Genomic DNA, 22,332 nt, shown 5'->3' with positions numbered 1-22,332 from the left:
GCGGTAGAGTGAGGGCATGAGCGAGTCCGACGAGGCCGCGAAGGGCCGCGCACTCAGTTCCCCGCTGCGTCTGAGGATCCTGCGCATGTGCCTGCACCACTCGCGGACCAACAAGGAGATCGCCGACCTGCTCGGCATCAATCCCGCCACATGCCTGCACCACGTCCGCACCCTCGTGGCCACCGGATTCCTCGAGCCCCAGCCCGAACGCCGAGGAGCACGGGGAGCCAAGGAAGTGCCGTACCTGGCCACACGGAAGTCGTGGAGCCAGCACGTCGAGGACGTCTCCCCCATCCTCATCGAGACCTTCGTGCAGGAGACAGCGGCGCTGCCGCCCGAGGACATCACGGTGTGGCGGCTCGGCCTCAAGCTCAACGAGCAGCACCGGGACGAGCTCATGGACAAGCTCCGCGCGGTGGTCGACGAGTACGTGGCCATGCCTACGGACCCCGACGGCCAGGCGACCTCGCTCATGATCGCCCACCACCGGGATCCCACGGCGGACTAGCCCCGCGCACCCGTTCCAGGGCGTCGGCGCGCTTTCCCGCGGCGAGTACGACGGCGGCCGGCGCCTTCCGCGGGGAAGGCGCCGGCCGCCGTCGTACTCCAGCAGTGACTAGCTCCGGGAGCGGTTGCGCGCCGCCTTGAGGCGCTCGTTCGCGTCGAGGATCACCTTGCGGATGCGGATGTCCTCGGGCGTGATCTCCACGCACTCGTCCTCGCGGGCGAACTCGAGCGACTCCTCGAGGGTGAGCGTCCTCGGAGGGGTGAGGCCCTCGAAGTTGTCCGCCGTGGAGGAGCGCATGTTCGTGAGCTTCTTCTCCTTGGTGATGTTCACGTCCATGTCGTCGGCGCGGGAGTTCTCGCCCACGATCATGCCCTCGTACACCTCGGCCGTCGGCTGGATGAAGAAGGTGCCGCGCTCCTGCAGGTTGATCATGGCGAACGGCGTCGCTACCCCTGCGCGGTCCGCGATGAGCGAGCCGTTGGTGCGGTACTCGATCTCGCCGTGCCACGGCTCGTAGCCCTCGGAGATCGAGGCCGCGATGCCGGCGCCGCGGGTGTCCGTGAGGAACTTGGTGCGGAAGCCGATGAGGCCGCGGGAGGGAACCATGAACTCCATCCGGACCCAACCGGTGCCGTGGTTGGCCATGTTGGTCATGCGGCCCTTGCGGGCGGCAAGGAGCTGCGTGACGGCACCGAGGTACTCCTCGGGCACATCGATCGTCATGCGCTCCATCGGCTCGAGCACCTGGCCGTCGACCTTCTTGGTCACGACCTGCGGCTTGCCGACGGTGAGCTCGAAGCCTTCGCGGCGCATCTGCTCGACGAGGATCGCCAGGGCGAGCTCTCCACGGCCCTGTACCTCCCACGCATCCGGGCGTTCCGTGGGCAGGACCCGGATGGAGACGTTGCCGATGAGCTCCTTGTCGAGGCGGTCCTTGACCTGGCGCGCCGTGACCTTGGCGCCCTTGACCCGGCCCGCGAGCGGCGAGGTGTTGATGCCCACAGTCATGGAGATCGCGGGATCGTCCACGGTGATGAGGGGAAGCGGCTGGGGGTTGTCCACATCGGTGAGCGTCTCGCCGATCGTGATGTCCTCGATGCCGGCCACGGCGACGATCTCGCCCGGCCCCGCCGACTCCGCGGGGACCCGGTCGAGGGCCTTGGTGGCCAGGAGCTCGGTGATCTTGACCGTCTTGAGCGAGCCGTCGTGGCGGGCCCACGCGACCTGCTGGCCCTTGCGGAGGGTGCCGTTGTAGATGCGCAGGAGGGCGAGGCGGCCCAGGAACGGGGACGCGTCGAGGTTGGTCACGTGGGCCTGGAGAACGCCCTCGGGATCATAGGTCGGCGCCGGGATGTGCTTGAGGATGGTCTCGAAGAGGGGTTCGAGGTTCTCATTCGACGGCGCCGAGCCGTCAGCGGGCTGCTCGAGGGAGGCCGCGCCGACCCTGGCGGCCGCGTACACGACGGGGACGTCGAGGACCTTGTCCAGGTCGAGGTCTGGAACCTCGTCCGCCAGGTCCGAGGCAAGGCCGAGGAGGAGGTCCATGGACTCGGCCACGACCTCGTCGATGCGCGCATCGGGGCGATCGGTCTTGTTCACCACGAGGATGACCGGCTTGTGCGCGGCCAGCGCCTTGCGGAGCACGAATCGGGTCTGCGGGAGGGGTCCCTCCGAGGCGTCGACGAGCAGCACGACGCCGTCCACCATGGACAGGCCGCGCTCCACCTCGCCGCCGAAGTCGGCGTGGCCCGGGGTGTCGATCACGTTGATCGTGATGCCCTCGGGCTCCCCGACCTCCGCGGCCGCCGGGCCCGCGTAGCGCACCGTGGTGTTCTTCGCGAGGATGGTGATGCCCTTCTCGCGTTCGAGGTCGCCCGAGTCCATCACGCGGTCCTCGACCTCGCCGTGCGCGGCGAAGGAGTTCGTCTGGCGCAGCATGGCGTCGACCAGCGTGGTCTTGCCGTGGTCGACGTGGGCGACGATGGCGACGTTGCGGAGGTCGGTACGGGAAGCGGTGGACACAGTTTCAGTCATACGCGTGAGGCTCAATTCGGGTGGGTTCGCGACTTGTCCGCCCTACCCGCGCGGTCCCCTCGGGGGAGGGCAGTAGGCACAACGGAACAGACCCTGTCGAGGGCCAGCATCACGATTTTACTCTCTCCCGGGCGCGGCCGCTGCGTGGGGCCCATCACAGTCCCGGTTCTCGCGAGTCCCCAGCGGGGGCGGGGGGCTGGGGAGCACGACGACGAGGGGGAACCCGGGCGCCCGGGTTCCCCCTCGTCGTCGTGCTCCGCGGACTAGTCGATTCCGCTCGCGAGCAGCAGCTCGCGCAGCTCGCGGCGCTCGCGCTGCTTCTCGGGATCGGGCAGCGGCACTGCAGCGAGCAGCCGCTGCGTGTAGGCCTCCTGCGGGTTCCGGAGGATCGCGTCTCGGCTGCCCTGCTCGACGATCCTGCCGCGCTGCATCACGCAGATGTAGTCCGCGAGGACGTCGATCACGGCGAGGTCGTGGGTGACGAACAGGCACGCGAAGCCGAGCTCCTGCTGGAGAGCCTGGAACAGCTCGAGGACCTTGGCCTGGACGGACACGTCCAGCGCGGAGGTCGGCTCGTCCGCGACCATGAGCTTGGGCTTGAGCGAGAGCGCGCGCGCGATGCCGACGCGCTGCTTCTGGCCTCCCGAGAGCTCGTGCGGGTAGCGGTTGCGGTATGAGCGCGGCAGCTCGACCTGGTCCAGGAGCGTCTCGACCCGCTTCTGCAGCTCGGCTCCCTTCGCGACCCCGGCCAGGAGCATCGGCTCCCCGATCGACTCGCCGATCGGCAGGCGGGGATTCAGCGAGGAGGACGGATCCTGGAAGACCATGCCCACTGAGCGGCGGATCCCGTGGAGCTCCTTGGAGTTCTTCTTCAGCTTCGAGATCTCGCGGCCGGTGACCTTGAGCGAGCCCTCCGCGACGGGCAGGAGCCCGACGGCGGCGCGGCCGATCGTCGTCTTGCCCGAACCTGACTCCCCCACGAGGCCGACCACCTGGCCGGGGTACACCGTGAGGTTGGCGCCCTCCACGGCGCGGAAGGCGGCGACCCGGCCCTGCTTGGGATACTCGATCGCGACGTCCTTGAGGGTCAGGACGGGGTCGCCCCGGTGCGAGGCGGCGGCTTCGGCCTGGGCGAGCGCGAGCTCGTTCTCCCGCTCGCGCTCCCGCAGCTCCGAGGTGTCGACCGCTTCGAGCTCGGCACCTGTTGCCGCCGCCAGTGCGGCGGTGATGTCGACGTCGTTCTCGGTGCCCTCGCCGCCCTGGCCGAGGTGCGGGACCGCCGCGAGGAGCGCCTGCGTGTAGGGGTGCTGGGGGCGGTGGAAGATCTCCTCCGCGGTGCCCGTCTCCACGATCACGCCCCGGCGCATGACGGCGATGCGGTCGGCGAGGTCCGCCACGACGCCCATGTCGTGGGTGATGAGGATGACGGCCGAGTTGAGCTTGTCCTTGAGGTGTCGCATGAGGTCGAGGATCTCGGCCTGGACCGTCACGTCGAGCGCCGTGGTCGGCTCGTCCGCGATGAGCAGCTTCGGGTCGCACGAGAGGGACTGCGCGATCATGGCGCGCTGGCGCTGGCCGCCCGAGAGCTGGTGGGGGTAGGACTTGAAAGCCTTCTCCGGATCCGGCAGCTCGACGAGCTCGAGCATCGTGATGGCGCGGGCCTTCGCCTCGTCCGGGGAGATCGGGTTGTGGAGGCGGATGGTCTCCACGATCTGGTTTCCGATCGTGTAGACGGGGTTCAGCGCGGTCATCGGCTCCTGGAAGATGACGGCGACGTCGTCACCGCGCACACTGCGGGTCGCGGTCGCGCTGTCCTTGCCCATGAGCTCCCGGCCCATGAGCCTGACGCTGCCGGAGACGCGGCTGTTGGACGGGAGCAGGCCCAGCAGGGCCATCGAGCTGGCGGATTTGCCCGACCCCGACTCCCCCACGATCGCCAGCACTTCGCCGGCCTTCACCTCGTAGTTGAGGCCGATCGCCGCCGGGACCCATTCCTTCTCGACGCCGAAGTCGACGCTGAGGTCCTTCACCTCGAGGACCGTCTGGCCCTTGACCAGGTCCGCGCCGAGCCCGTTGGCCCTCTTGGCCTCCCGGCCTTTCGCCTGGCGGCGGGGCTGCCCCGCCGTGCCGAGGTTCTCAGCCATCCTTGTGCTTCCTTCCATGCGCCGCCCCGGCCGAGCGGGTCTGCTCGGGGGACGGAATCCTTGTTTGCATACGACGTCCTGCATCATGGGGGGCATGAGCGCTCTGCAGCATGCCGGCCCCACCGTTGTCTTCAAGGCCCGCAGCAACAGGCTGCTGGCGGTCGCACTCTGGGTGCTCGCCGGTCTGGGCCTCGTGGTGACTCTCGTCCAGGCCGGCGTGCCGGGCCTGCGGTTCGTGTCCCCGCTCGCCCTCATGGCGTGGGTCGCCTGGGCGTTGTTCTGGCGCCCCGCCGTGGTGGTGAGCGATGCCGGCGTCGAACTCGTGAACCCGGTGCGCCGCATCGGCGTGCCGTGGGAGGCGCTCGCGTTCGTCGACACGAAGTACGCGCTGACGCTGGGCACCGGCGCGGGCCGGTTCACCGCCTGGGCGGCGCCCGGACCGGGCGCCATGGGCGCGCGGCGTGCCCGGCCTGAGCACCTGACCGGGCTCCCGGAATCCAGCTACGGCCCCGAGCGGACTGTCCGTCCCGGAGACCTCGGCAGCACCGTCTCCGGCCAGGCAGCCATCCTCGTGCGACGCCGGTGGGCTGAGCAGGTTGACCACGGCACCTTGGAGACGGGCAGGGTGGAGGAGACCCCCGTGGCCCGCACCGTCTCGTGGGGCATCCTGGCGCTCGGCCTCGTGCTCGCGGCCGCCACGGTCGTCACCTTCGCGGCCTGAGCTGGCTCCGGCACCGGGCCGGAGACTCGGGTTCGGCTGCACGTCAGGGGTTCCTGCCGCTGGTGTCCTCGGCGCGGCCAGGCGCCCCGCCGAACGCCTCGCTGTCCGGGACGTAGCCGGACACGGGGCTCACCGAGCCGTCGACATCGAGGGACGGCTCGGCCTCCGCTCCGTCCGCCATCACGGCGGGGTTGGCCGCTGGGGCACGCCGCGACTTGGCCCGCTTCGCGTTGAACTTCTTCTGCCGCGGATCGAACGCGTCGCGGAGGCCGTCGCCGATGAAGTTGATGCAGAGGCAGATCAGCACGATGAACAGGCCGGGCCACCAGAAGAGCCACGGCCGCGTCGAGAAGGCCTCCTGATTCTGGGAGATGAGGAGGCCCAGCGACGTGTCGGGCGCCTTCACGCCGACTCCGAGGTAGGACAGGGCGGTCTCGAGCAGGATCGCGGAGGACATCAGCAGCGTGCCGTTGACGATCACGACGCCGACCGCGTTCGGGAGGATGTGCTTGAAGATGATCCGCGCGTTGGAGGCACCCGAGATCCGTGCCGCATCCACGAACTCGCGTTCGCGCAGGGACAGGAACTCGCCGCGCACGAGGCGTGCAAGGCCCACCCACGCGACGAGGCCGAGGAAGATGCCGAGCACGACCACGCCGTTGCTCGCGGCGAATTGCGCGAACCACGTGCCGGCGTCGCGGCGGCCGGCGGTCTGGGACATGACCGCGGCCAGGAGCAGCACGGGGATGATGATGATGATGTCGGTCAGGCGCATGAGGACCGCCTCGACCCAGCCGCGGAAGTAGCCGGCGAGCGCACCGACCACGACGCCGATGATCCCGGCGACGAGCCCGATGATGACCATGATGATGATCGACTGCTGCGCGCCGCGCATCGTCATCGCGAACAGGTCGCGGCCGATCCGGTCCTGCCCGAACGGGTGGTCGCCGAAGCTGAAGGGGAGCGTCCAGGTCGGGACGCCTTCGTTGACGAGGGGGGTCACCTGGTCGTGCTGGTACTTCCACCATCCCGGAATGGGCCCCCAGCCCTCGGACGAGAAGGCGAGGAGGAAGATGACGGCGAAGACGATGAGGCCCGCCATGGCGCCGGCGTGGCCGAAGAAGCGCTTGCGGACGATCTGCCCGAGGCTCAGGCCCTTGGCCTCGATGACCGGTTCGATGCCGGCGGCCGGCTCTGTCCCCGCCGCGGTTCCGGTGGCTGCCACGGCCTCTTGCTGCTGAGACTGCTGGCTCATGTCACTTCACCCTTACGCGAGGATCGAGCGCGGAGTAGATGAGGTCCGCGATGAGATTGAAGGCCAGTGCGGTGATGGCGACGCATACGAAGACGCCCATGACCGGGTTCGGGTCGACGTGGGAGATGCCGTCCAGGAACATGAAGCCCATGCCCCGAACGGAGAAGACGGTCTCCGTGATGACGGCGCCGCCGATGAGCTGCCCGATGTCCAGCGCGACCACCGTCGCGATGGGGATGAGCGCGTTGCGGAAGGCATGGCGCATGACGACGCTCCGCTCGCTCACGCCCTTGGCGCGGGCCGTGCGGATGTAGTCCATGTTCATGACCTCGAGCATCGAGGAGCGGGTATAGCGCGTGTAGCTCGCGAGGGAGATGAGGATGAGCGCCGCCGTCGGCAGGACGAGGTGCGTGAAGGAGTCGAGCCCGGACAGCCAGAAGTCACCCTGCAGGTTGGGGGTTGCGGCGCCGATCGTCGCGATCGGCCTTCCCCTGATGTGGCTGTCGTCGAAGTAGGCGGGCCACGCCTGCATGAAGCGGTCGAGCATGATCATGAAGGCCACGACGAACGCGGTGATCCCACCGACGCGCATGCCCTGGCCCCGATCGTAGCCGCCCCAGAAGTAGCCTGCGGCGACACCGACCGCCACGGCGATGAGCGCGAGGATCAGGATCATCAGCGGCGTCGCGAGGTCAAGCAGCGGCTGGATCGGGAAGTAGACGACGGCGCCGATCAGCACCGTGGTGAGGCCCGCATACAGCGCGCGCCGATTCTGCAGCCCAGCCGTGAGGACCGTGATCGCGAAGGCGATGCCGACTCCGGCGATGAGGATGACGCCCAGACCGAGGCCTGGATAGCGGAACCACTGGGTGAGGCCCGCGACGACGAGGACCAGCGTGACGAACGCGAACACGACGGCGCCCACGATGAGCCTTCGACGCAGCCCGCCTCCGGTCACGACACCCGCGATGATGCCGAAGACGAGCCCTACGCCGAGGGACACGCTCAGCGGGATGTCGGGATGAGCGAGGAAATTGTTGAAGCCAATGGCGCCGTATTCCTTGAGGAGGACGGCCACCCAGAAGATCGGGAGGGAGAAGAAGAGGAACGCCATGAAGGTGACGCCGTAGTCGAGCGCACTGTACTGCCGCAGCGCCGTGACAATGCCGAGGGCAACACCGATGAGGATCGCGAGGATCGTTGCCGTCGTCACGAGTGACAGTGTCTGGAGCAGTGCCTGGCCGAGCGCTTGAGTCACCGGCTGGCCCACGAGGGTCTTGCCCAGATCGCAGTTGCCGACAAGGCAGCCTGCGGCTCCACCGAGCCATTTGAAGTAGCGGATCGGCGCGGGGGTATCCAGATCCAGGAGCTGGGAGCGCGCTTGCATGAGCTGAGCGGCATTGGGGAGATTGCTGGCGCGGAACTCTTCGAGCGGATCCCCGGACAGCGCGGTGAGGTTGTACACCAGGAAGGACGCGCCGAGGAGGATCAGTGCTGCAGTGATGAGGCGCCGGACGACGTAAGTCACCATGGTTCGTTGTACCTCTAATGTGGACCGCCCCGAAAGGTTGTGGGGCGACGCGGACAGGGCCGGGGGTGTCCCACGCGGTCGGCGCGGGTCCCGACGGAGATGGGGCGGGGTATGCCGGGGCGCTACGAAGCGCCGGGACCCAGATGCTCGGTCCCGGCGCTTCGTCAGCGCGTCAGAACTCTGGATTGGCTACTTCGTGGCCCACTCCCAGTAGTTCCACCAGATGCCGCTGCTGTTGGGCATGTACTTCACACCCGTCACCTTGTCGCTGTAGGCGTCCACGCCCACCGACTGGAAGAGCGGAACACCGTACGAGGAAGCCCAGATCTTCTGGTCGATCTGCTTCTCGAGGTCGACCTGCTTGCTCGTGTCCGTGGTCTGGATCAGCTGGTCCATGAGCTTGTCTGCCTCGGGATCGGAGAACTTGTTGAAGTTCGAGCCGTTGCCGGTCTTGAAGATCTGCGGGACGCCCGAGACTCCGACACCCGGGTTGATCCAGCCGAAGATCGTGGCATCGTAGCCGCCCTTGCCGAGCGCCTTGCCCCAGTCCGACTTGCCCAGACCGCCGTCGACGATCTTGAATCCGGCCTTCGATGCGCTTGCTGCGATGAGGGTGTACGCGTCGACGCGGTTCGGGTTGTCCTTGTTGTACATGATCCGGACTTCCGGAGTCTTGCCTGCAAGGAGCTGCTTGGCCTTGTCGATGTTGACCTGGTCGAAGGCGGACGAGCCGTTGTTCTTCACCGAGTCGGCGTACGCCGCCTGCTGCGGGACGAAGATCTGCGAGTCGAGCGGCTTCGCATTCGGGTCCATCTGCTTGATGATCTTGTCGAGGATGTCCTGACGCGGCACCGTGAGCATGAACGCCGTGCGGACGTCCTTGTCGGCGAAGGGTCCGGAGTAGTTCAGGTCGATGTGGTCGTAGGAGAGCTGGTTGCCCTGATCGACCGTGACACCCGGGATCGCCTTGAGCTGCTGGATGGTGTCAGACGAGGCCTGCGGGGCGATGATGTCTGCCTCGCCGTTCTTGAGTGCCTGAATCTGCGCCGGAGCGGAGCCAATGTAGCGGATGACGATGGAGTCGACGTTGGGGGTCGGGCCCCAGTTGTAGTCCTTGTTCCGCACAAGGGTCATGGACTGGTCGGCCACCATGTCCTTCACGACGAAGGGGCCGTTCGAGAGGAAGAGGCCCGTGTCGCCCGGAAGGGTCTTCGTGTCGAAGCCCGTGTTGTAGAAGTCTGCTGCCTTCTTGAGCGTCTCATTGGCTGGCTGCGGGTTCTTCGGATCGCCCTTCTTCATGCCCTTCATGAGGTCGTAGAGGGCCTTGGCATCCGCCAGTCCAGCGTGCTTGGCAACAACATGAGCGGGGATGTCGATGGTCCCGTTGTTGCCGCCGATTGCAAGCTCCCAGTCAGCGAAAGGCTGCGTGTACTTCAGCGTCATCGACTTGCCGTCGGAGGAGACCTCCGGGAACTCGGTGTTGTTCAGGCCGGTGGTGTCACCCGCAGTCGAGAAGTAAGCGGTTCCGGTCTTGGCCTTCGGATTCTCGTCGTCGTACCAGCCGGAGCCGGCCGCCCAGTTGAGCGCGACGTCGTACGCGGTGACGGGGGTGCCGTCAGACCACTTGACGCCGTCATTGATGGTGTACTTGACCGTCAGCGGGTTGTCCGAGGTCTTCTCGTACTTGCCGAACTTGTCGTTGTGGACGACGTTCAGCTTGTTGTCCACGTAGTAGAAGCCCATGTGGGTCGCGTAGCTGATCTTCGAGTTGATGTCCGTGTTGCCGTCAGCGGTGTTGGAGTTGAACGTGTTGAACGCGTTCACCTCGACCGCCGTCACGGTGCCGCCCTGCTTGGCGCTGGCCGACGCGGCGTTCGAGCTCGAACCGCCGCCGCCTTGGGTCGCGCAGGCACTGAGCGCGATCGCCGCCGCCGCGGCAAAGCTCACCGCCTTTGAAATACGCCCGAAACGCATTCCGCCTCCTCTGATGCAAATGTAGACGTGTGCCGGTTTCTCCCGGAGCAGGCGCCCCGCCCTCACCAGCGGACGACGTGGCACGCCTCACATGTCCGACAGACTAGTCCCGGCGCGGGCCAGCTGGCTACGAAAGTTCCGTTTCAGATCAGCGTCGTTATGAAGATGCAACATATCTTTCAGGTTCTGGTGGCAGAGGTCTCGATTCAGCTCATGCGATTGGGTTATCCCAATCGGTCCGGACCACGCTTCTCTGGCGTTGCCCGCCGTTAGATGCGTTTCGTCAATCACTCGCAGGGGATCGGGTTTCCAGCTGCCAGTCCCGGATCTCGGCAGGATCCTCGCCGAACTCGCGGGTGTGGGCACGTGCACGGGCCAGGTCATCCACGTACCTCTGCCGCAGGTCAGCATGGCGCGGAGCGAGGCCGGGAACTCGGTCGAGGACATCGATGGCGAGGTGGAAGCGGTCGATCCTGTTCAGCATGGCCATGTCGAACGGCGTCGTCGTAGTGCCTTCCTCCACATAGCCTCGGACATGGAGATTGCCGTGGTTGGTGCGCCGGTAGGTAAGGCGATGGATCAGCCACGGGTAACCGTGGTAGGCGAAGATCACCGGCTTGTCCCTCGTGAAGAGCGCGTCGAACTCGCGGTCAGGCAGGCCGTGCGGGTGCTCCCTCTCGTCCTGGAGCCGCATCAGGTCAACCGCATTGACCACGCGGACCTTGAGGTCCGGCAGGTCGCGGCAGAGCATCTGTGCAGCCTCGATGGCCTCCGCCGTGGGGACGTCGCCCGCACACCCGAGGACCACGTCGGGCTCCTCCCCCGGCACTTCCCGGCCCGCGAAGTCCAGGATCCCGATGCCGCGCTCGCAGTGCAGCTGCGCTTCCGCCGGGCCGAACCACTGGAGCGCCGGCGCCTTCCCCGCAACCACCACGTTGACGTAGTCGCGGCTGCGCAGGCAGTGGTCCATGGTCGAGACCAGGGTGTTGGCGTCCACCGGCAGGTATACCCGTACAACCTCTGCCTTCTTGTTCACCACGTGGTCGATGAAGCCGGGATCCTGATGCGAGAACCCGTTGTGGTCCTGCTGCCACACGTGGCTCGAGAGCAGGTAGGTGAGGGATGCAACCGGCATGCGCCACGGCAGCTCACGGTGGACCTTGAGCCACTTCGCGTGCTGGTTGAACATCGAGTCGACGATGTGGATGAACGCCTCGTAGGACGTGAAGACCCCGTGCCGGCCCGTCAGCAGGTACCCCTCGAGCCAGCCCTCGCACAGATGCTCGCTCAGGACCTCCATCACCCTGCCGGCCCGGCCGAGATGCTCGTCGACCTCCTCGATCCGCTCCTGCCACACCTTGTCCGTAGCCTCGTACACGTCCATGAGCCGGTTGGACGCGGTCTCATCGGGTCCGAAGAGCCGGAAGTTCTCGGGATTGGCGCGGATCACCTCACGCAGCCACCCGCCCAGGTTGTTCATCGCCCCGGCGCGCACGACGCCGGGTGCCTCCACCGGGATCATGTGCGCGGCCGGGTCCGGCAGGCGGAGGTCGCGAAGGAGCCGGCCGCCGTTGGCGTACGGGGTCGCGCTCATGCGGAGATCACCGCGCGGGGCGAGGTGGGAGAGCTCCGGCGAGCGGGCGCCGTCGTGCGTGAAGAGCTCCTCCGGCCGGTAGGAGCGCAGCCACTCCTCGAGCTGCGCGAGGTGCTCCGGGTTCTCGTGGACCTCGTTGAGCGGGACCTGGTGCGCGCGCCACGTGCCCTCGACCGGCTTGCCGTCGACGACCTTCGGACCCGTCCAGCCCTTCGGGGAGCGGAAGACGATGAGCGGCCACGGATCGGGGACGGAGTCGGCAGGCCGATCATCCGCTCCCTCCCGAGCCCTCGACTGGATAGCGTCGATCGCGTCGAGGCACTCGTCCAGTGCTGCCGCGAAATCACGGTGCGCCTGGGCCTGCTCGTCGGGGTCGTCGACCGTCACGAAGCGCGGCGCCCACCCCATTCCTTCGAAGTACGCGCGGAGCTGATCCTCGGGACGCCGGGCGAGAATCGTGGGATTGGCGATCTTGTAGCCGTTGAGCTGCAGGATCGGCAGGACAGCACCGTCGCGTGCGGCATCGAGGAAGGCGGTCGACTGCCAGCTGGTGGCGAGCGGGCCGGTCTCCGCCTCGCCGTCCCCGACCACGCAGGCGACGAGCAGGTTGGGATTGTCGAAGGCCGCACCGAACGCGTGGGCCAGCGAGTAGCCGAGCTCGCCGCCCTCGCTGATCGAGCCAGGGGTCTCGGGAGCGGCGTGGCTCGGGATGCCGCCGGGGTAGGAGAACTGCTTGAAGAGCTCCCGGAGGGAGTCCTCGTCGTCCCCGAAACGGGTGTAGATCTCTGCGTAGGTGCCCTCGAGGTAGGCGTTCGCCACATTCGCGGGGCCGCCGTGGCCCGGCCCGGTGACGAACAGCATCTCTTGGCCGCGCTCGATGATGGCGCGGTTGAGGTGCGCGTAGATGAAGTTCAGTCCGGTGGTGGTCCCCCAGTGGCCGAGGAGGCGCTTCTTGACGTGCTCCGCCCGGAGCGGTTCCCGCAGCAGCGGGTTGTCGCGGAGGTAGATCTGGCCGACCGAGAGGTAGTTCGCCGCCCGCCACCACCGCTGGAGGTCCTCGGTCTGCTCGTCAATGAGCTTGGTAGTCGTCTCGATGGACATGGCACGCCCCTGCCTTCCCTCGGCTCGCCGCGGCCTGCCTGGCAGCCTCGGCCGGTCGCTGCCCAGCCTAGCCGGGAAGGCTGCGGGACGGTCAGGAGGCAGGTGAACGGCCCGTGAACGCTCCCGCGTCCGTCACCGAGTTGGTCACAAGCGCCGTTCACGCGGGGTGATGCACAACAACGCACGGCGGCGACAACGCACATCGGCAACCAGTGCGCTGCAGCGGCCTGACGCGTACCATCGCCAACGTGACCGACCCCGTGGTAGACCACTATGCCGGCTCCGATGACCTCACCTCGTCGATCGCGGCAGCACTGGACGCTGCCGGGATCGAGCGGGAGGGCATGACGACGGCGGTCCTCCCGCCCGTCGACGAGTTCCACATACGTGGCCGGGCAGCAACCGTCGAGATCATCGAAGCATTGAAGGTGGACGCCTCGTCGCGCGTGCTCGATATCGGCAGCGGCTTGGGCGGCCCCGCCCGGACCATTGCCGAAGTCGCGGATGCGCATGTGACGGGAGTCGACCTGACCCCAGCCTTCGCTGCCACCGCCTCTGATCTCTCGGTCTGGACCGGACTGAGCAGCAGGACCACGTTCCTCGTGGGGGACGCGACAGCCCTCGAGTTCCCCGACGGCCACTTCGATGCCGCGCTGACGGTGCATGTCGGCATGAACGTCGCCGACAAGGCCGCCATGTACCGTGAAGCTCACCGCGTCCTCAAGCCCCGCGGCAGATTCGTCGTCTACGACGTTCTGCAAGGCGAGGGAGGCGAAGTGAACTACCCCGTTCCCTGGGCCCGCAGCAGCAGCACGAGCTTCTTGGCCACGCGCGCCGAGATGACGGAGTTCCTCCGTGGGGCAGGATTCGCCGTCCTCGATGCGATCGACTCCTCCGCCGAGAGCCTCGCATGGTTCGAGGCGATGGCCGCGCGGCTCGCAGCGTCAGGCCCACCGCCAGTGACGTTCGCGGCCTTCCTGGGAGGCGACTTCCGAGAAATGGCTCGCAATCAGGTGACGAACCTCCGAGACCACCGGATCGAGACCGTCACCTTCGTCTGCGAAGCCTGAGAAGTGCGCCGTTCGAGGCGACGCGCAGTCGATGCGTCAACGGCGTCCCGCTCCTAGACGTTGAAGCGAAACTCCACCACGTCGCCGTCGGCCATGACGTAGTCCTTGCCTTCGATGCGGACCTTCCCGCGGGCCTTGGCCTCGGCCATGGAGCCGGCGTCCACGAGGTCCTCGAAGTGGACCACCTCAGCCTTGATGAAGCCGCGCTGGAAGTCCGTGTGGATCACGCCAGCCGCCTGCGGCGCGGTGTCCCCCTGCCGGATGGTCCAGGCGCGGGACTCCTTGGGGCCCGCCGTGAGGTAGGTCTGAAGGCCGAGGGTGTGGAAGCCGACCCGCGCGAGCTGGTCGAGGCCGGACTCGTCCTGCCCGTTCATCTCAAGCATTTCCCGGGCCTCCTCCGGCGAGAGCTCCACGAGGTCCGCCTCGAGCTTCGCGTCGAGGAAGATCGCGTCTGCGGGGGCCACGAGCGCGCGCAGCTCCTCCTGCTTCTCGGGGCTGCCGAGGATGCCCTCGTCCGCGTTAAAGACGTAGATGAACGGTTTCGCGGTGAGGAGGTTGAGCTCCTTGAGGTGCTCCATATCCAGCTTGTCCGAGGCGATGGACGAGAAGATGGTGTCGCCGCGTTCGAGGACCTTCTTGGCTGACTCGATGGCGGCGAGCTCGGCGGCGTCGCGCTTCTTGATCTTGACTTCCTTCTCGACGCGCGGAAGGGCCTTCTCGATGGTCTGGAGGTCGGCGAGGATCAGCTCGGTATTGATGGTCTCCATGTCGGAGCGGGGGTCGACCTTGCCGTCGACGTGCACCACGTCCGGGTCGTCGAAGACGCGGATCACCTGGGCGATCGCCTGGGCCTCACGGATGTTGGCGAGGAACTGGTTGCCGAGGCCCTCGCCCTCGGAGGCTCCCTTGACGATGCCGGCGATGTCCACGAAGGAGACGGTGGCGGGGAGGATCCGCTGCGAGCCGAAGATCTCGGCGAGCTTGTCGAGGCGGGGGTCGGGGAGGCTCACAACGCCCACATTCGGCTCGATGGTTGCGAACGGGTAGTTCGCCGCGAGGACCTGGTTGCGGGTCAGCGCGTTGAAGAGCGTCGACTTGCCGACGTTGGGGAGACCGACGATTCCGATAGTGAGAGCCACGGTCATCCATCATACCGGCGCCCCTTGGCGAGAAATGTCGGAGGCCTGTGGGAGCGTGGGCGCATGGACGGAACGCAGATCCTCGTGGCAGTTCTCGTGGCGCTACTCTCCTTCGTCGCGGGGTGGTTGGGTGGCGCCGCCGCGGCGCGTCGCCGTGCAGCGCACGACGGCGCGAGCCTCCCCGCGCTGCAGGCTCGGCTCGCGTCTGCAGAGGCCTCGCTCGCGGCCGCCTCCGCCGAGCGCGACCTGCTCGCACGGCAGAACGCGGCACTGACCTCCATGGACGAGCAGGAGAACACAGTGCTGCACGCGCTTGCGCCGGTGGCAGAGAAGCTCGGGGCCGTGCAGCGGGCGGTCGCCCTGCTCGAGCGGGACCGCGTCGAGCAGTACGGGCAGCTTGCCCAGCAGCTTCAGGAGGCTCGCGCGTCCGACGCCGCGCTGCTGGCCTCCGCGCATACCCTCACCGCCGCGTTGGCCAACAATGCGTCCCGTGGAACCTGGGGTGAGGTGCAGCTGCGGCGCGTGGTGGAGGCCGCCGGGATGCTGGACCGCGTCGACTTCGCCGAGCAGGTTGCCACGTCCGGGGACGGCGGCGCCGTGCGGCCGGACCTCGTCGTCATGCTGCCTGGCGGCAAGCAGATCGTCGTGGACTCCAAGGTCCCGCTCGGCGCGTATCTCCAGGCGCAGGAGCACGCCCAGGACCTCAGCCCTGCTGGCCTCGCGCGGCGGGACCACCATCTGGCGGAGCACGCCAAGGCGGTCAAGGCACACATCGATGCCCTCGGATCGAAGAAGTACTGGGAAGCGGTCGGGTCCAGTCCCGAGCTCGTGGTCTGCTTCCTGCCTGCAGAGTCGTTCTTGGCAGAGGCCCTCCGCGCCGACGCAGGCCTGCTCGACTATGCCTTCGCCAAGAACGTGGCACTCGCCTCCCCCGCCACCCTCATGGCCCTGCTCAAGGGCGTGGCGTTCGGATGGCGGCAGGAGCTGCTCACGGAGAACGCTCGGGAGCTGTTCGATCTCGCAACCCAGCTCTATGGGCGGCTCAGCACCATGGGCGGCCACGTGGCACGGCTCGGATCCTCCCTCAAGGGATCAGTGGAACGGTACAACGCGTTCATCGGCGCCCTCGAGTCACGGGTGCTGCCCACTGCCCGCCGCATCAGCGCGCTCGACCTAGGAGCCCCCGAGACGCTTCCCGACCTGCCGCCGGTCGAGACGACACCCAGAGTCCTCTCCGCCAGTGAGCTCCTCGACGAGCAGATGTGGCGGGACAACGGCATATCGCCACTTCCGGGAACCCTCGGCGGAGCCTCCGCGGAAGGTGCGGCCGCACCCGCGGCCGCGGACAAGCCCTCTGGCGGACCGCAGCGGCACTCCGCCTGACCTCGGCGGTGCAAGTCAGCTTGAAGCCCACGGGTCACCCTTGGGGCCCACGGGCCGGCGTCAGGCCTGGGGGCGCTGGCCGCGGCCGCCGAGGCCACGGCTGCTGTCGCCGTGCTCCTTCAGGGTGGCGCGGAGCTCCTTCGGCAGGGAGAACAGGATGTCCTCCTCGGCCGTGACGATCTCCTCGACCGTGCCGTAGCCGTACTCGGCCGCCAAGCGGAGTACATCCTGCACGAGGATCTCGGGCACTGACGCACCGGAGGTCACACCGATGGTTGCCACACCCTCGAACCATGACTCGTCCACCTCATTGGCGAAGTCGACCCGGTGGGCCGCCTTGGCCCCGTACTCGAGGGCGACCTCCATGAGCCGCACAGAGTTGGATGAGTTGGCGGACCCGACCACGATGACGAGATCGGCCTGCGGCGCGATCTTCTTGATCGCCGCCTGCCGGTTGGAGGTCGCGTAGCAGATGTCGTCGCTCGGCGGGTCCTGCAGGTTCGGGAACCGCTCGCGCAGCCGGCGGACAGTATCCATGGTCTCGTCGACGGACAGTGTGGTCTGCGAGAGCCAGATGAGCTTGTCGGGATCCTTGACCTGGATCGTGTCCGCTTCCTCGGGCGAGTTCACGACCTGGGTGTTCTCGGGCGCCTCGCCATACGTGCCCTCAACCTCCTCGTGTCCCTCGTGGCCGATGAGGAGGATCTCGTAGTCGTCCCGAGCGAAGCGGACGGCCTCACGGTGCACCTTGGTCACGAGCGGGCACGTCGCGTCGATCGTGCGGAGCCCGCGCTCCTCAGCTGAGCGCACGACCGCTGGGCTCACCCCGTGCGCAGAGAACACCACGAGCGCGCCCTCGGGCACCTCGTCGGTCTCTTCGACGAAGACCGCACCCCGCTGCTCGAGGGTCTCCACGACATGGCGGTTGTGGACGATCTGCTTGCGCACATACACGGGAGCGCCGTAATGCTCAAGCGCCTTCTCCACGGCAATGACAGCACGGTCCACGCCCGCGCAGTAGCCGCGCGGCGCGGCCAGCAGAACCTTCTTCTCGGCCGTGACGGGAGCCGCCGCGGCCACCTCCTCGGGACTGCGGCGCTGCCGCGGAACCATGGGCATGGATAGGAGGACGGGGGTGGAACTCATGCCATCCATGCTACCGGCGCGTATGCTACCCGCGCGCCACGGAGCGCCTCCGCCGCACTCCGAGCACGGTGGCCACGATGAGGCAGACCGCCCCGGCAATGGCCACACCACCGGCCCAGGGCATGAACGAATCGGCGAAGAGCGGGCCCACTCGGCTCGCAAAGACCGACGCCACGCTGCCGCTGCCGCCCTGGCCTGCAGCGAGCATCGAGCCGAGGAACGCGGTGGCGCTCAGGGCAGCGGCAACGAGCAGGAGACCGAGGCCGGCCCACCCGAGGGCAACCCCACGCCGTCGTGCGAAGAGGAGCCCGAGGACGAAGGCCAGGACCGCACCGGCAGACAGTGGCAGCGCCAGGTTGCCCGCGTCCTGGATGACCGTGAGCCAGGACCGCTGCTGTGACGTGCCGACGGGGACTTCAATGCTCGGCGCGTCGCCGAGGGGCAGGCCCAAGGTGGCCCCCAGCCGATGCACCAGCACCTGGGCAAGCGGCCGGAGCTGGAGCGTGAAGCCGGAGGCCGAGGCGCCCTGGGAGAAGTTGAGACGATGGCTTTCGCGGAGTGTCTCGTTCCACGCATCGGGGAAAGCCGGGTCAGACGTGAGCCCGCTCACGAGCCCTTGGACCGCCTGCGTGGTCGACTGCCGGAGCGGCTCGGGCACATTGGAGGAGGAGACCACGGTGGTGGCCAGTGACGTTCCGAGGGCTGTCTGGAACCCGTTGTCGGAGCGCAGCGGCTCGAGGAGACGGACGAACCCGCCCTCGTCCAGGATGTTGCGCTCGATCCACAGTGAGGGCACGGCAGCGGCGGTGAGGACGACGGCGAGCAGCATGGACAGGGCGGAGAGGACGGTACGCATGGACTTCCCGGGGTCGGCAACCCGATCATCCTAGCGGCGGTGCATCCACCCCCGCCGGAGGCTGGCCGGGCGCCGACCCGATTGTCGGAGGCGTGTGTTAGTCCTGAACTATGGTGGCTGAGATGGAAGAAACCACACCCTCGACGCTCCCCGAGCGCGCGGCGGACACAACACCGCAGAACCCGTGGCCTCTGCACGTGCTCTCCCGCAAGCTCAAGGAGCACATCGAGCGCTCTCCGCAGGTGTGGATCGAGGGCCAGGTCATCGAGATGAACCGTCGGGGAACGACGGCCTATCTGACGCTGCGTGACGTCGACGCCGAGATCTCCCTTCCAGCCTCGGCGTGGGGCACGGTGATGGCACGGCTCAAGGAGCCGATCCAGCGGGGATCGCGCGTGGTGGCCCTCGTGAAGCCCGAGATGTGGCTCAAGACCGGCCGTCTCAACATGGCCGTACGGGATATGCGGCCGGTGGGGCTGGGAGACCTGCTGGCCCGCATCGAGGCCCTCCGGCAGGCCCTCGGGGCAGAAGGCCTCTTCTCGGAGGAGCGCAAGAAGCGGCTCCCCCTCCTCCCCCACCGCATCGGGCTCATCACGGGCCGCGATTCTGACGCCAAGAAGGACGTGCTGCGCAACGCCGCGCTCAGGTGGCCCGCCGTTGCCTTCGAGATCCGCGAGGTGGCGGTCCAGGGCGTCAACGCCGTCTCCGAGGTGCTCGGGGCGCTCAGGGAACTCGATGCACATCACGAGGTGGACGTGATCGTGATCGCGCGCGGCGGCGGCTCGCTCGAAGACCTCCTGGCCTTCAGCAACGAAACGCTCGTGCGGGCCGTCGCCGAGGCGCAGACGCCGGTCGTGAGCGCCATCGGGCACGAGGCCGACCGGCCCATCCTCGACGACGTCGCCGACCTGCGCGCCTCGACCCCGACCGACGCTGCGAAGCGGATCGTTCCCGATGTTGCCGAGGAGCTCCTGCGCGTGCGCCAGTGCCGGGACAGGATCGACCGGCAGGTCCGGTTGTTCGTGGAGCGCGAATCTGACCGGCTGGCCTCGATCCGCAGCCGGCCGGTGCTCGCGGCGCCGCAGACGATGGTCGAGGGCCGCCACGAGGATCTCACGCGCCTCCGGGTGAGGTCGCACGCGGCGGTGAGTGGCGCCGTCATGCGCGCGTCCGACGCCGTCGCGCACCTGCGCGCCCAAGTCCGGGCCCTCTCCCCGCAGCAGACGCTCGACCGCGGCTACTCGGTAGTGCAGCTCCTCGACGGGCCCGCGGCAGCGGTAATCCGCTCACCCCGAGACGCCCCGGCTGGCACCGCACTGCGCGTGCGGCTCGCACGCGGCACCATCGCCGCCCACAGCGACGGACAGCTCCCCGACATCACGCACCGCGGCGAGAGGGCCGCCCCCGCCAAGGAAGGATCCGCCCATGAGTGAGAAGGCACCCGAGACGTTCGAGGGGCTCAGCTACGAGGAGGCGCGGGAGCAGCTCGTGGCCGTCGTCTCGCGGCTCGAGGCAGGCGGTGTGAGCCTCGAGGAATCGCTGGCCCTCTGGGAGCGGGGCGAGGCTCTCGCCGCCCGCTGCGAGGAGTGGCTCGAGGGCGCACGACGGCGGTTGGATGCCGCTCGCGGCAACGCGGCACCGGGCGAGGCACCGGCCGCCGAAGGCTAGGAGCGCCTCACGTGGCTGCGAGGAGCGCCTTCTGCTCCTCGATGTCGAACGCGGGAGCGGGCCACTGGGGATCCATGCGCTCGAGTGCCGCCACCAGCAGTTCCTGGACCACGAGCCGGGCGTACCATTTGCTGTCGGCAGGGATCACGTACCACGGCGCATACGGCGTGCTCGTGCGCTCGATGGCAATCTGGTATGCCTCCATGTAGGAGTCCCACAGCTTCCGCTCCGCGAGGTCACCGGGGTTGTACTTCCAGTACTTCGTCGGGTCATCGAGGCGCGCTGCCAGCCGGCGCCCCTGCTCGTCCTTGCTGATGTGGAGCATCACCTTGATGATCTCCGTCCCCGAGGCGTGCAGTCGGGCCTCGAAGTCCTGGATGGCCGAGTAGCGGCGTTCCAGTTCCGTCTCGTCCGCCCAGCCGTGCACCCGGTGGATGAGGACGTCCTCGTAGTGCGAGCGGTCAAAGCAGCCGAGCATGCCGGGCTTGGGGAGCTGCTTCTCGACCCGCCACAGGAAGTCGTGCTGCTTCTCCTCGTCGGTAGGGGATTTGAACGCCGCGAGCTGGACGCCCTGGACGTCCACGACCCCGACCACATGGCTGATGGTTCCGCCCTTCCCGGCCGTATCCATGGCCTGGAGGATGAGCAGGAGCGAGCGCGTGCCGCCGCCTTTGCCCTCCGCGAAGAGTCGCTCCTGGAGGCCGGCGAGGTGGGTGTCACGCTGGGTGAGGAGCGCCTCGCCGTCGGACTTGCTGCCGGAGAAGCCTGGAGTGGAGGACGTGTCGATATCGGCAAGCCTGAAGCCCGGGCCCACCACGAGGAGATCCTCGGGCACCTCGCTGAATCCGTGCCCGGCCTTGCGCTTGCCCATGCTGCCCCTTCGCTGTGCACGGCCGGGACGGAGCCCGGTCAGTTCCCCTTGTACCTGCTGAGGAAGTCTGCCATACGGCCGAGGGCCTCCTCGATGTCCGCCACGGCCGGAAGCGTCACCATCCGGAAGTGGTCGGGGGCGTGCCAGTTGAACGCCCTGCCGTGGGACAGGAGGATCTTCTGGTCCCGGAGCAGGTCGAGGACGAACTTCTCGTCGTCGCGGATCCCGTATACCTCCGGGTCCAGCCGCGGGAAGAGGTAGAGGGCGCCCTTGGCCTGCTTGGTGGAGACGCCTGGAATGGCGTTGAGCATCTCGTAGGCCTTGTTGCGCTGCTCGAGGAGCCGGCCGCCCGGGAGGATGAGGTCCTTGATGCTCTGGTATCCGCCGAGCGCCGTCTGGATCGCGTGCTGCGCGGGGACGTTCGCGCACAGCCGCATGTTGGCGAGGAGGTTGATCCCCTCGAGGTAGTCCGCGGCGTCCTTCTTCGGCCCGGAGATCGCCATCCAGCCGGCGCGGTACCCGCACACGCGGTACGCCTTGGACAGACCGGAGAAGGTCAGGCAGAGGACGTCCTCGCCGGTGAAGGCGGCCAGGTTGGTGTGAGTGGCGTCCTCGTAGAGGATCTTCTCGTAGATTTCATCGGCGAAGATGATGAGCCCGTGCTTCTCGGCCAGCTCCACGATGCGGCGCAGGGTCGAGTCGGAGTAGACCGCGCCGGTTGGGTTGTTGGGGTTGATCACCACGATTCCCTTGGTGCGGGGGGTGATCTTCGACTCGAGGTCCTCGAGGTCGGGCTCCCAGTCGAGTTCCTCGTCACACAGGTAGTGGACCGCGCGGCCGCCGGCGAGGGAGACTGACGCCGTCCAGAGGGGGTAGTCCGGCATCGGGACGAGGACCTCGTCACCCTGCTCGAGGAGCGCCATGAGGGACATGGTGATGAGCTCGGAGACGCCGTTGCCGAGGTAGATGTCGTCGACGTGGATGTTCTGGATCCCGCGGGTCTGGTAGTACTGCGAGACCGCGGTGCGGGCGGAGAAGATGCCCCGCGAATCGCTGTACCCCTGGGCATGGGGAAGGTGGCGGATCATGTCCACGAGGATCGCGTCCGGCGCCTCGAACCCGAACGGCGCCGGGTTGCCGATGTTCAGCTTCAGGATCCGGTGGCCCTCGGCCTCCATCTGCTGCGCAGCCTCCAGGATCGGGCCCCTGATGTCGTACAGGACGTTGTGGAGCTTGGAGGACTGCGTGAACTGGGCCATTGCACAAGAATGCCACAGGGTGCGAGGGCATCTGTGCGATGCCGCTCACACCCTGTGGCACACCCCCGCCCAGCGGGG

The 22,332-nt window shown here is 67.8% G+C and carries 17 protein-coding genes; 6 read left to right on the top strand and 11 right to left on the bottom strand.

Annotated features, from left to right (window positions below; translation table 11 throughout):
* Window positions 1-16: 16 nt before the first annotated feature.
* Window positions 17-508: an ArsR/SmtB family transcription factor gene (locus IE231_RS06795; RefSeq protein WP_189693180.1), complete on the top strand. Its 492-nt coding sequence runs from the start codon at window positions 17-19 to the stop codon at window positions 506-508.
* A 108-nt stretch (window positions 509-616) separates the two neighbouring features.
* Here IE231_RS06795 and typA read toward each other — a convergent pair whose 3' ends face one another.
* Window positions 617-2,542 carry a translational GTPase TypA gene (typA, locus tag IE231_RS06790; protein ID WP_189693179.1) on the bottom strand — a complete coding sequence of 642 codons (1,926 nt, stop codon included), beginning with the start codon at window positions 2,540-2,542 and terminating at the stop codon, window positions 617-619.
* A 263-nt stretch (window positions 2,543-2,805) separates the two neighbouring features.
* Window positions 2,806-4,686: an ABC transporter ATP-binding protein gene (locus IE231_RS06785; RefSeq protein ID WP_189693178.1), complete on the bottom strand. Its 1,881-nt coding sequence runs from the start codon at window positions 4,684-4,686 to the stop codon at window positions 2,806-2,808.
* Window positions 4,687-4,780: 94 nt separating this feature from the next.
* Between IE231_RS06785 and IE231_RS06780 the strand changes: the two genes are divergently transcribed.
* The gene (locus IE231_RS06780; RefSeq protein WP_189693177.1) at window positions 4,781-5,407 is read left to right on the top strand and encodes a PH domain-containing protein; all 627 of its coding nucleotides are present in this window, start codon (window positions 4,781-4,783) and stop codon (window positions 5,405-5,407) included.
* 43 nt (window positions 5,408-5,450) lie between these two features.
* Here IE231_RS06780 and IE231_RS06775 read toward each other — a convergent pair whose 3' ends face one another.
* The 4 genes from IE231_RS06775 to IE231_RS06760 all read right to left on the bottom strand — a co-directional run bounded on the left by IE231_RS06775 (window position 5,451) and on the right by IE231_RS06760 (window position 12,862).
* Window positions 5,451-6,662, bottom strand: a complete 1,212-nt coding sequence (locus tag IE231_RS06775) for an ABC transporter permease (protein WP_189693176.1) — start codon at window positions 6,660-6,662, stop codon at window positions 5,451-5,453.
* Between the two features lies 1 nt (window position 6,663).
* Window positions 6,664-8,193, bottom strand: coding sequence for an ABC transporter permease (locus tag IE231_RS06770; RefSeq protein ID WP_189693175.1), 1,530 nt, complete (start codon window positions 8,191-8,193; stop codon window positions 6,664-6,666).
* 189 nt (window positions 8,194-8,382) lie between these two features.
* Entirely contained in the window at window positions 8,383-10,167 is a 1,785-nt protein-coding gene (locus tag IE231_RS06765; protein ID WP_189693174.1) for an ABC transporter family substrate-binding protein, read from the bottom strand.
* A 283-nt stretch (window positions 10,168-10,450) separates the two neighbouring features.
* On the bottom strand, window positions 10,451-12,862 hold the full coding sequence (locus tag IE231_RS06760) for a phosphoketolase family protein (RefSeq protein WP_189693173.1): 2,412 nt from the start codon (window positions 12,860-12,862) through the stop codon (window positions 10,451-10,453).
* 248 nt (window positions 12,863-13,110) lie between these two features.
* Here IE231_RS06760 and IE231_RS06755 point away from each other — a divergent pair, with 248 nt between their 5' ends.
* Window positions 13,111-13,932 carry a class I SAM-dependent methyltransferase gene (locus IE231_RS06755; RefSeq protein WP_229866545.1) on the top strand — a complete coding sequence of 274 codons (822 nt, stop codon included), beginning with the start codon at window positions 13,111-13,113 and terminating at the stop codon, window positions 13,930-13,932.
* A 53-nt stretch (window positions 13,933-13,985) separates the two neighbouring features.
* On the opposite strand, the gene ychF is transcribed toward IE231_RS06755, so the two are convergent.
* Window positions 13,986-15,071, bottom strand: coding sequence for a redox-regulated ATPase YchF (gene ychF / locus IE231_RS06750; protein WP_189693172.1), 1,086 nt, complete (start codon window positions 15,069-15,071; stop codon window positions 13,986-13,988).
* A gap of 63 nt (window positions 15,072-15,134) precedes the next feature.
* Between ychF and IE231_RS06745 the strand changes: the two genes are divergently transcribed.
* On the top strand, window positions 15,135-16,454 hold the full coding sequence (locus tag IE231_RS06745; protein WP_189693171.1) for a DNA recombination protein RmuC: 1,320 nt from the start codon (window positions 15,135-15,137) through the stop codon (window positions 16,452-16,454).
* A 60-nt stretch (window positions 16,455-16,514) separates the two neighbouring features.
* Here IE231_RS06745 and IE231_RS06740 read toward each other — a convergent pair whose 3' ends face one another.
* Window positions 16,515-17,600: a 4-hydroxy-3-methylbut-2-enyl diphosphate reductase gene (locus IE231_RS06740; RefSeq protein WP_189693170.1), complete on the bottom strand. Its 1,086-nt coding sequence runs from the start codon at window positions 17,598-17,600 to the stop codon at window positions 16,515-16,517.
* Window positions 17,601-17,625: 25 nt separating this feature from the next.
* Window positions 17,626-18,456, bottom strand: coding sequence for a hypothetical protein (locus tag IE231_RS06735; protein ID WP_189693169.1), 831 nt, complete (start codon window positions 18,454-18,456; stop codon window positions 17,626-17,628).
* A 122-nt stretch (window positions 18,457-18,578) separates the two neighbouring features.
* Here IE231_RS06735 and xseA point away from each other — a divergent pair, with 122 nt between their 5' ends.
* Window positions 18,579-19,889, top strand: a complete 1,311-nt coding sequence (xseA, locus tag IE231_RS06730; protein ID WP_189693168.1) for an exodeoxyribonuclease VII large subunit — start codon at window positions 18,579-18,581, stop codon at window positions 19,887-19,889.
* On the top strand, window positions 19,882-20,124 hold the full coding sequence (locus IE231_RS06725; protein ID WP_189693167.1) for an exodeoxyribonuclease VII small subunit: 243 nt from the start codon (window positions 19,882-19,884) through the stop codon (window positions 20,122-20,124). The genes xseA and IE231_RS06725 overlap by 8 nt, the downstream gene beginning before the upstream one ends.
* 7 nt (window positions 20,125-20,131) lie before the next feature.
* Here the strand turns inward: IE231_RS06725 and IE231_RS06720 are convergent, their stop codons facing one another.
* Entirely contained in the window at window positions 20,132-20,995 is an 864-nt protein-coding gene (locus IE231_RS06720; RefSeq protein ID WP_189693166.1) for a PPK2 family polyphosphate kinase, read from the bottom strand.
* A gap of 38 nt (window positions 20,996-21,033) precedes the next feature.
* Entirely contained in the window at window positions 21,034-22,254 is a 1,221-nt protein-coding gene (locus tag IE231_RS06715) for a pyridoxal phosphate-dependent aminotransferase (RefSeq protein WP_189693165.1), read from the bottom strand.
* Window positions 22,255-22,332 lie beyond the last annotated feature (78 nt).

This window comes from Sinomonas cellulolyticus (assembly GCF_014656475.1).
Taxonomy (GTDB): domain Bacteria; phylum Actinomycetota; class Actinomycetes; order Actinomycetales; family Micrococcaceae; genus Sinomonas; species Sinomonas cellulolyticus.
The sequence above is the reverse complement of the archived record's forward strand: the minus strand, read 5'-3'. Positions and strand labels throughout refer to the sequence as shown.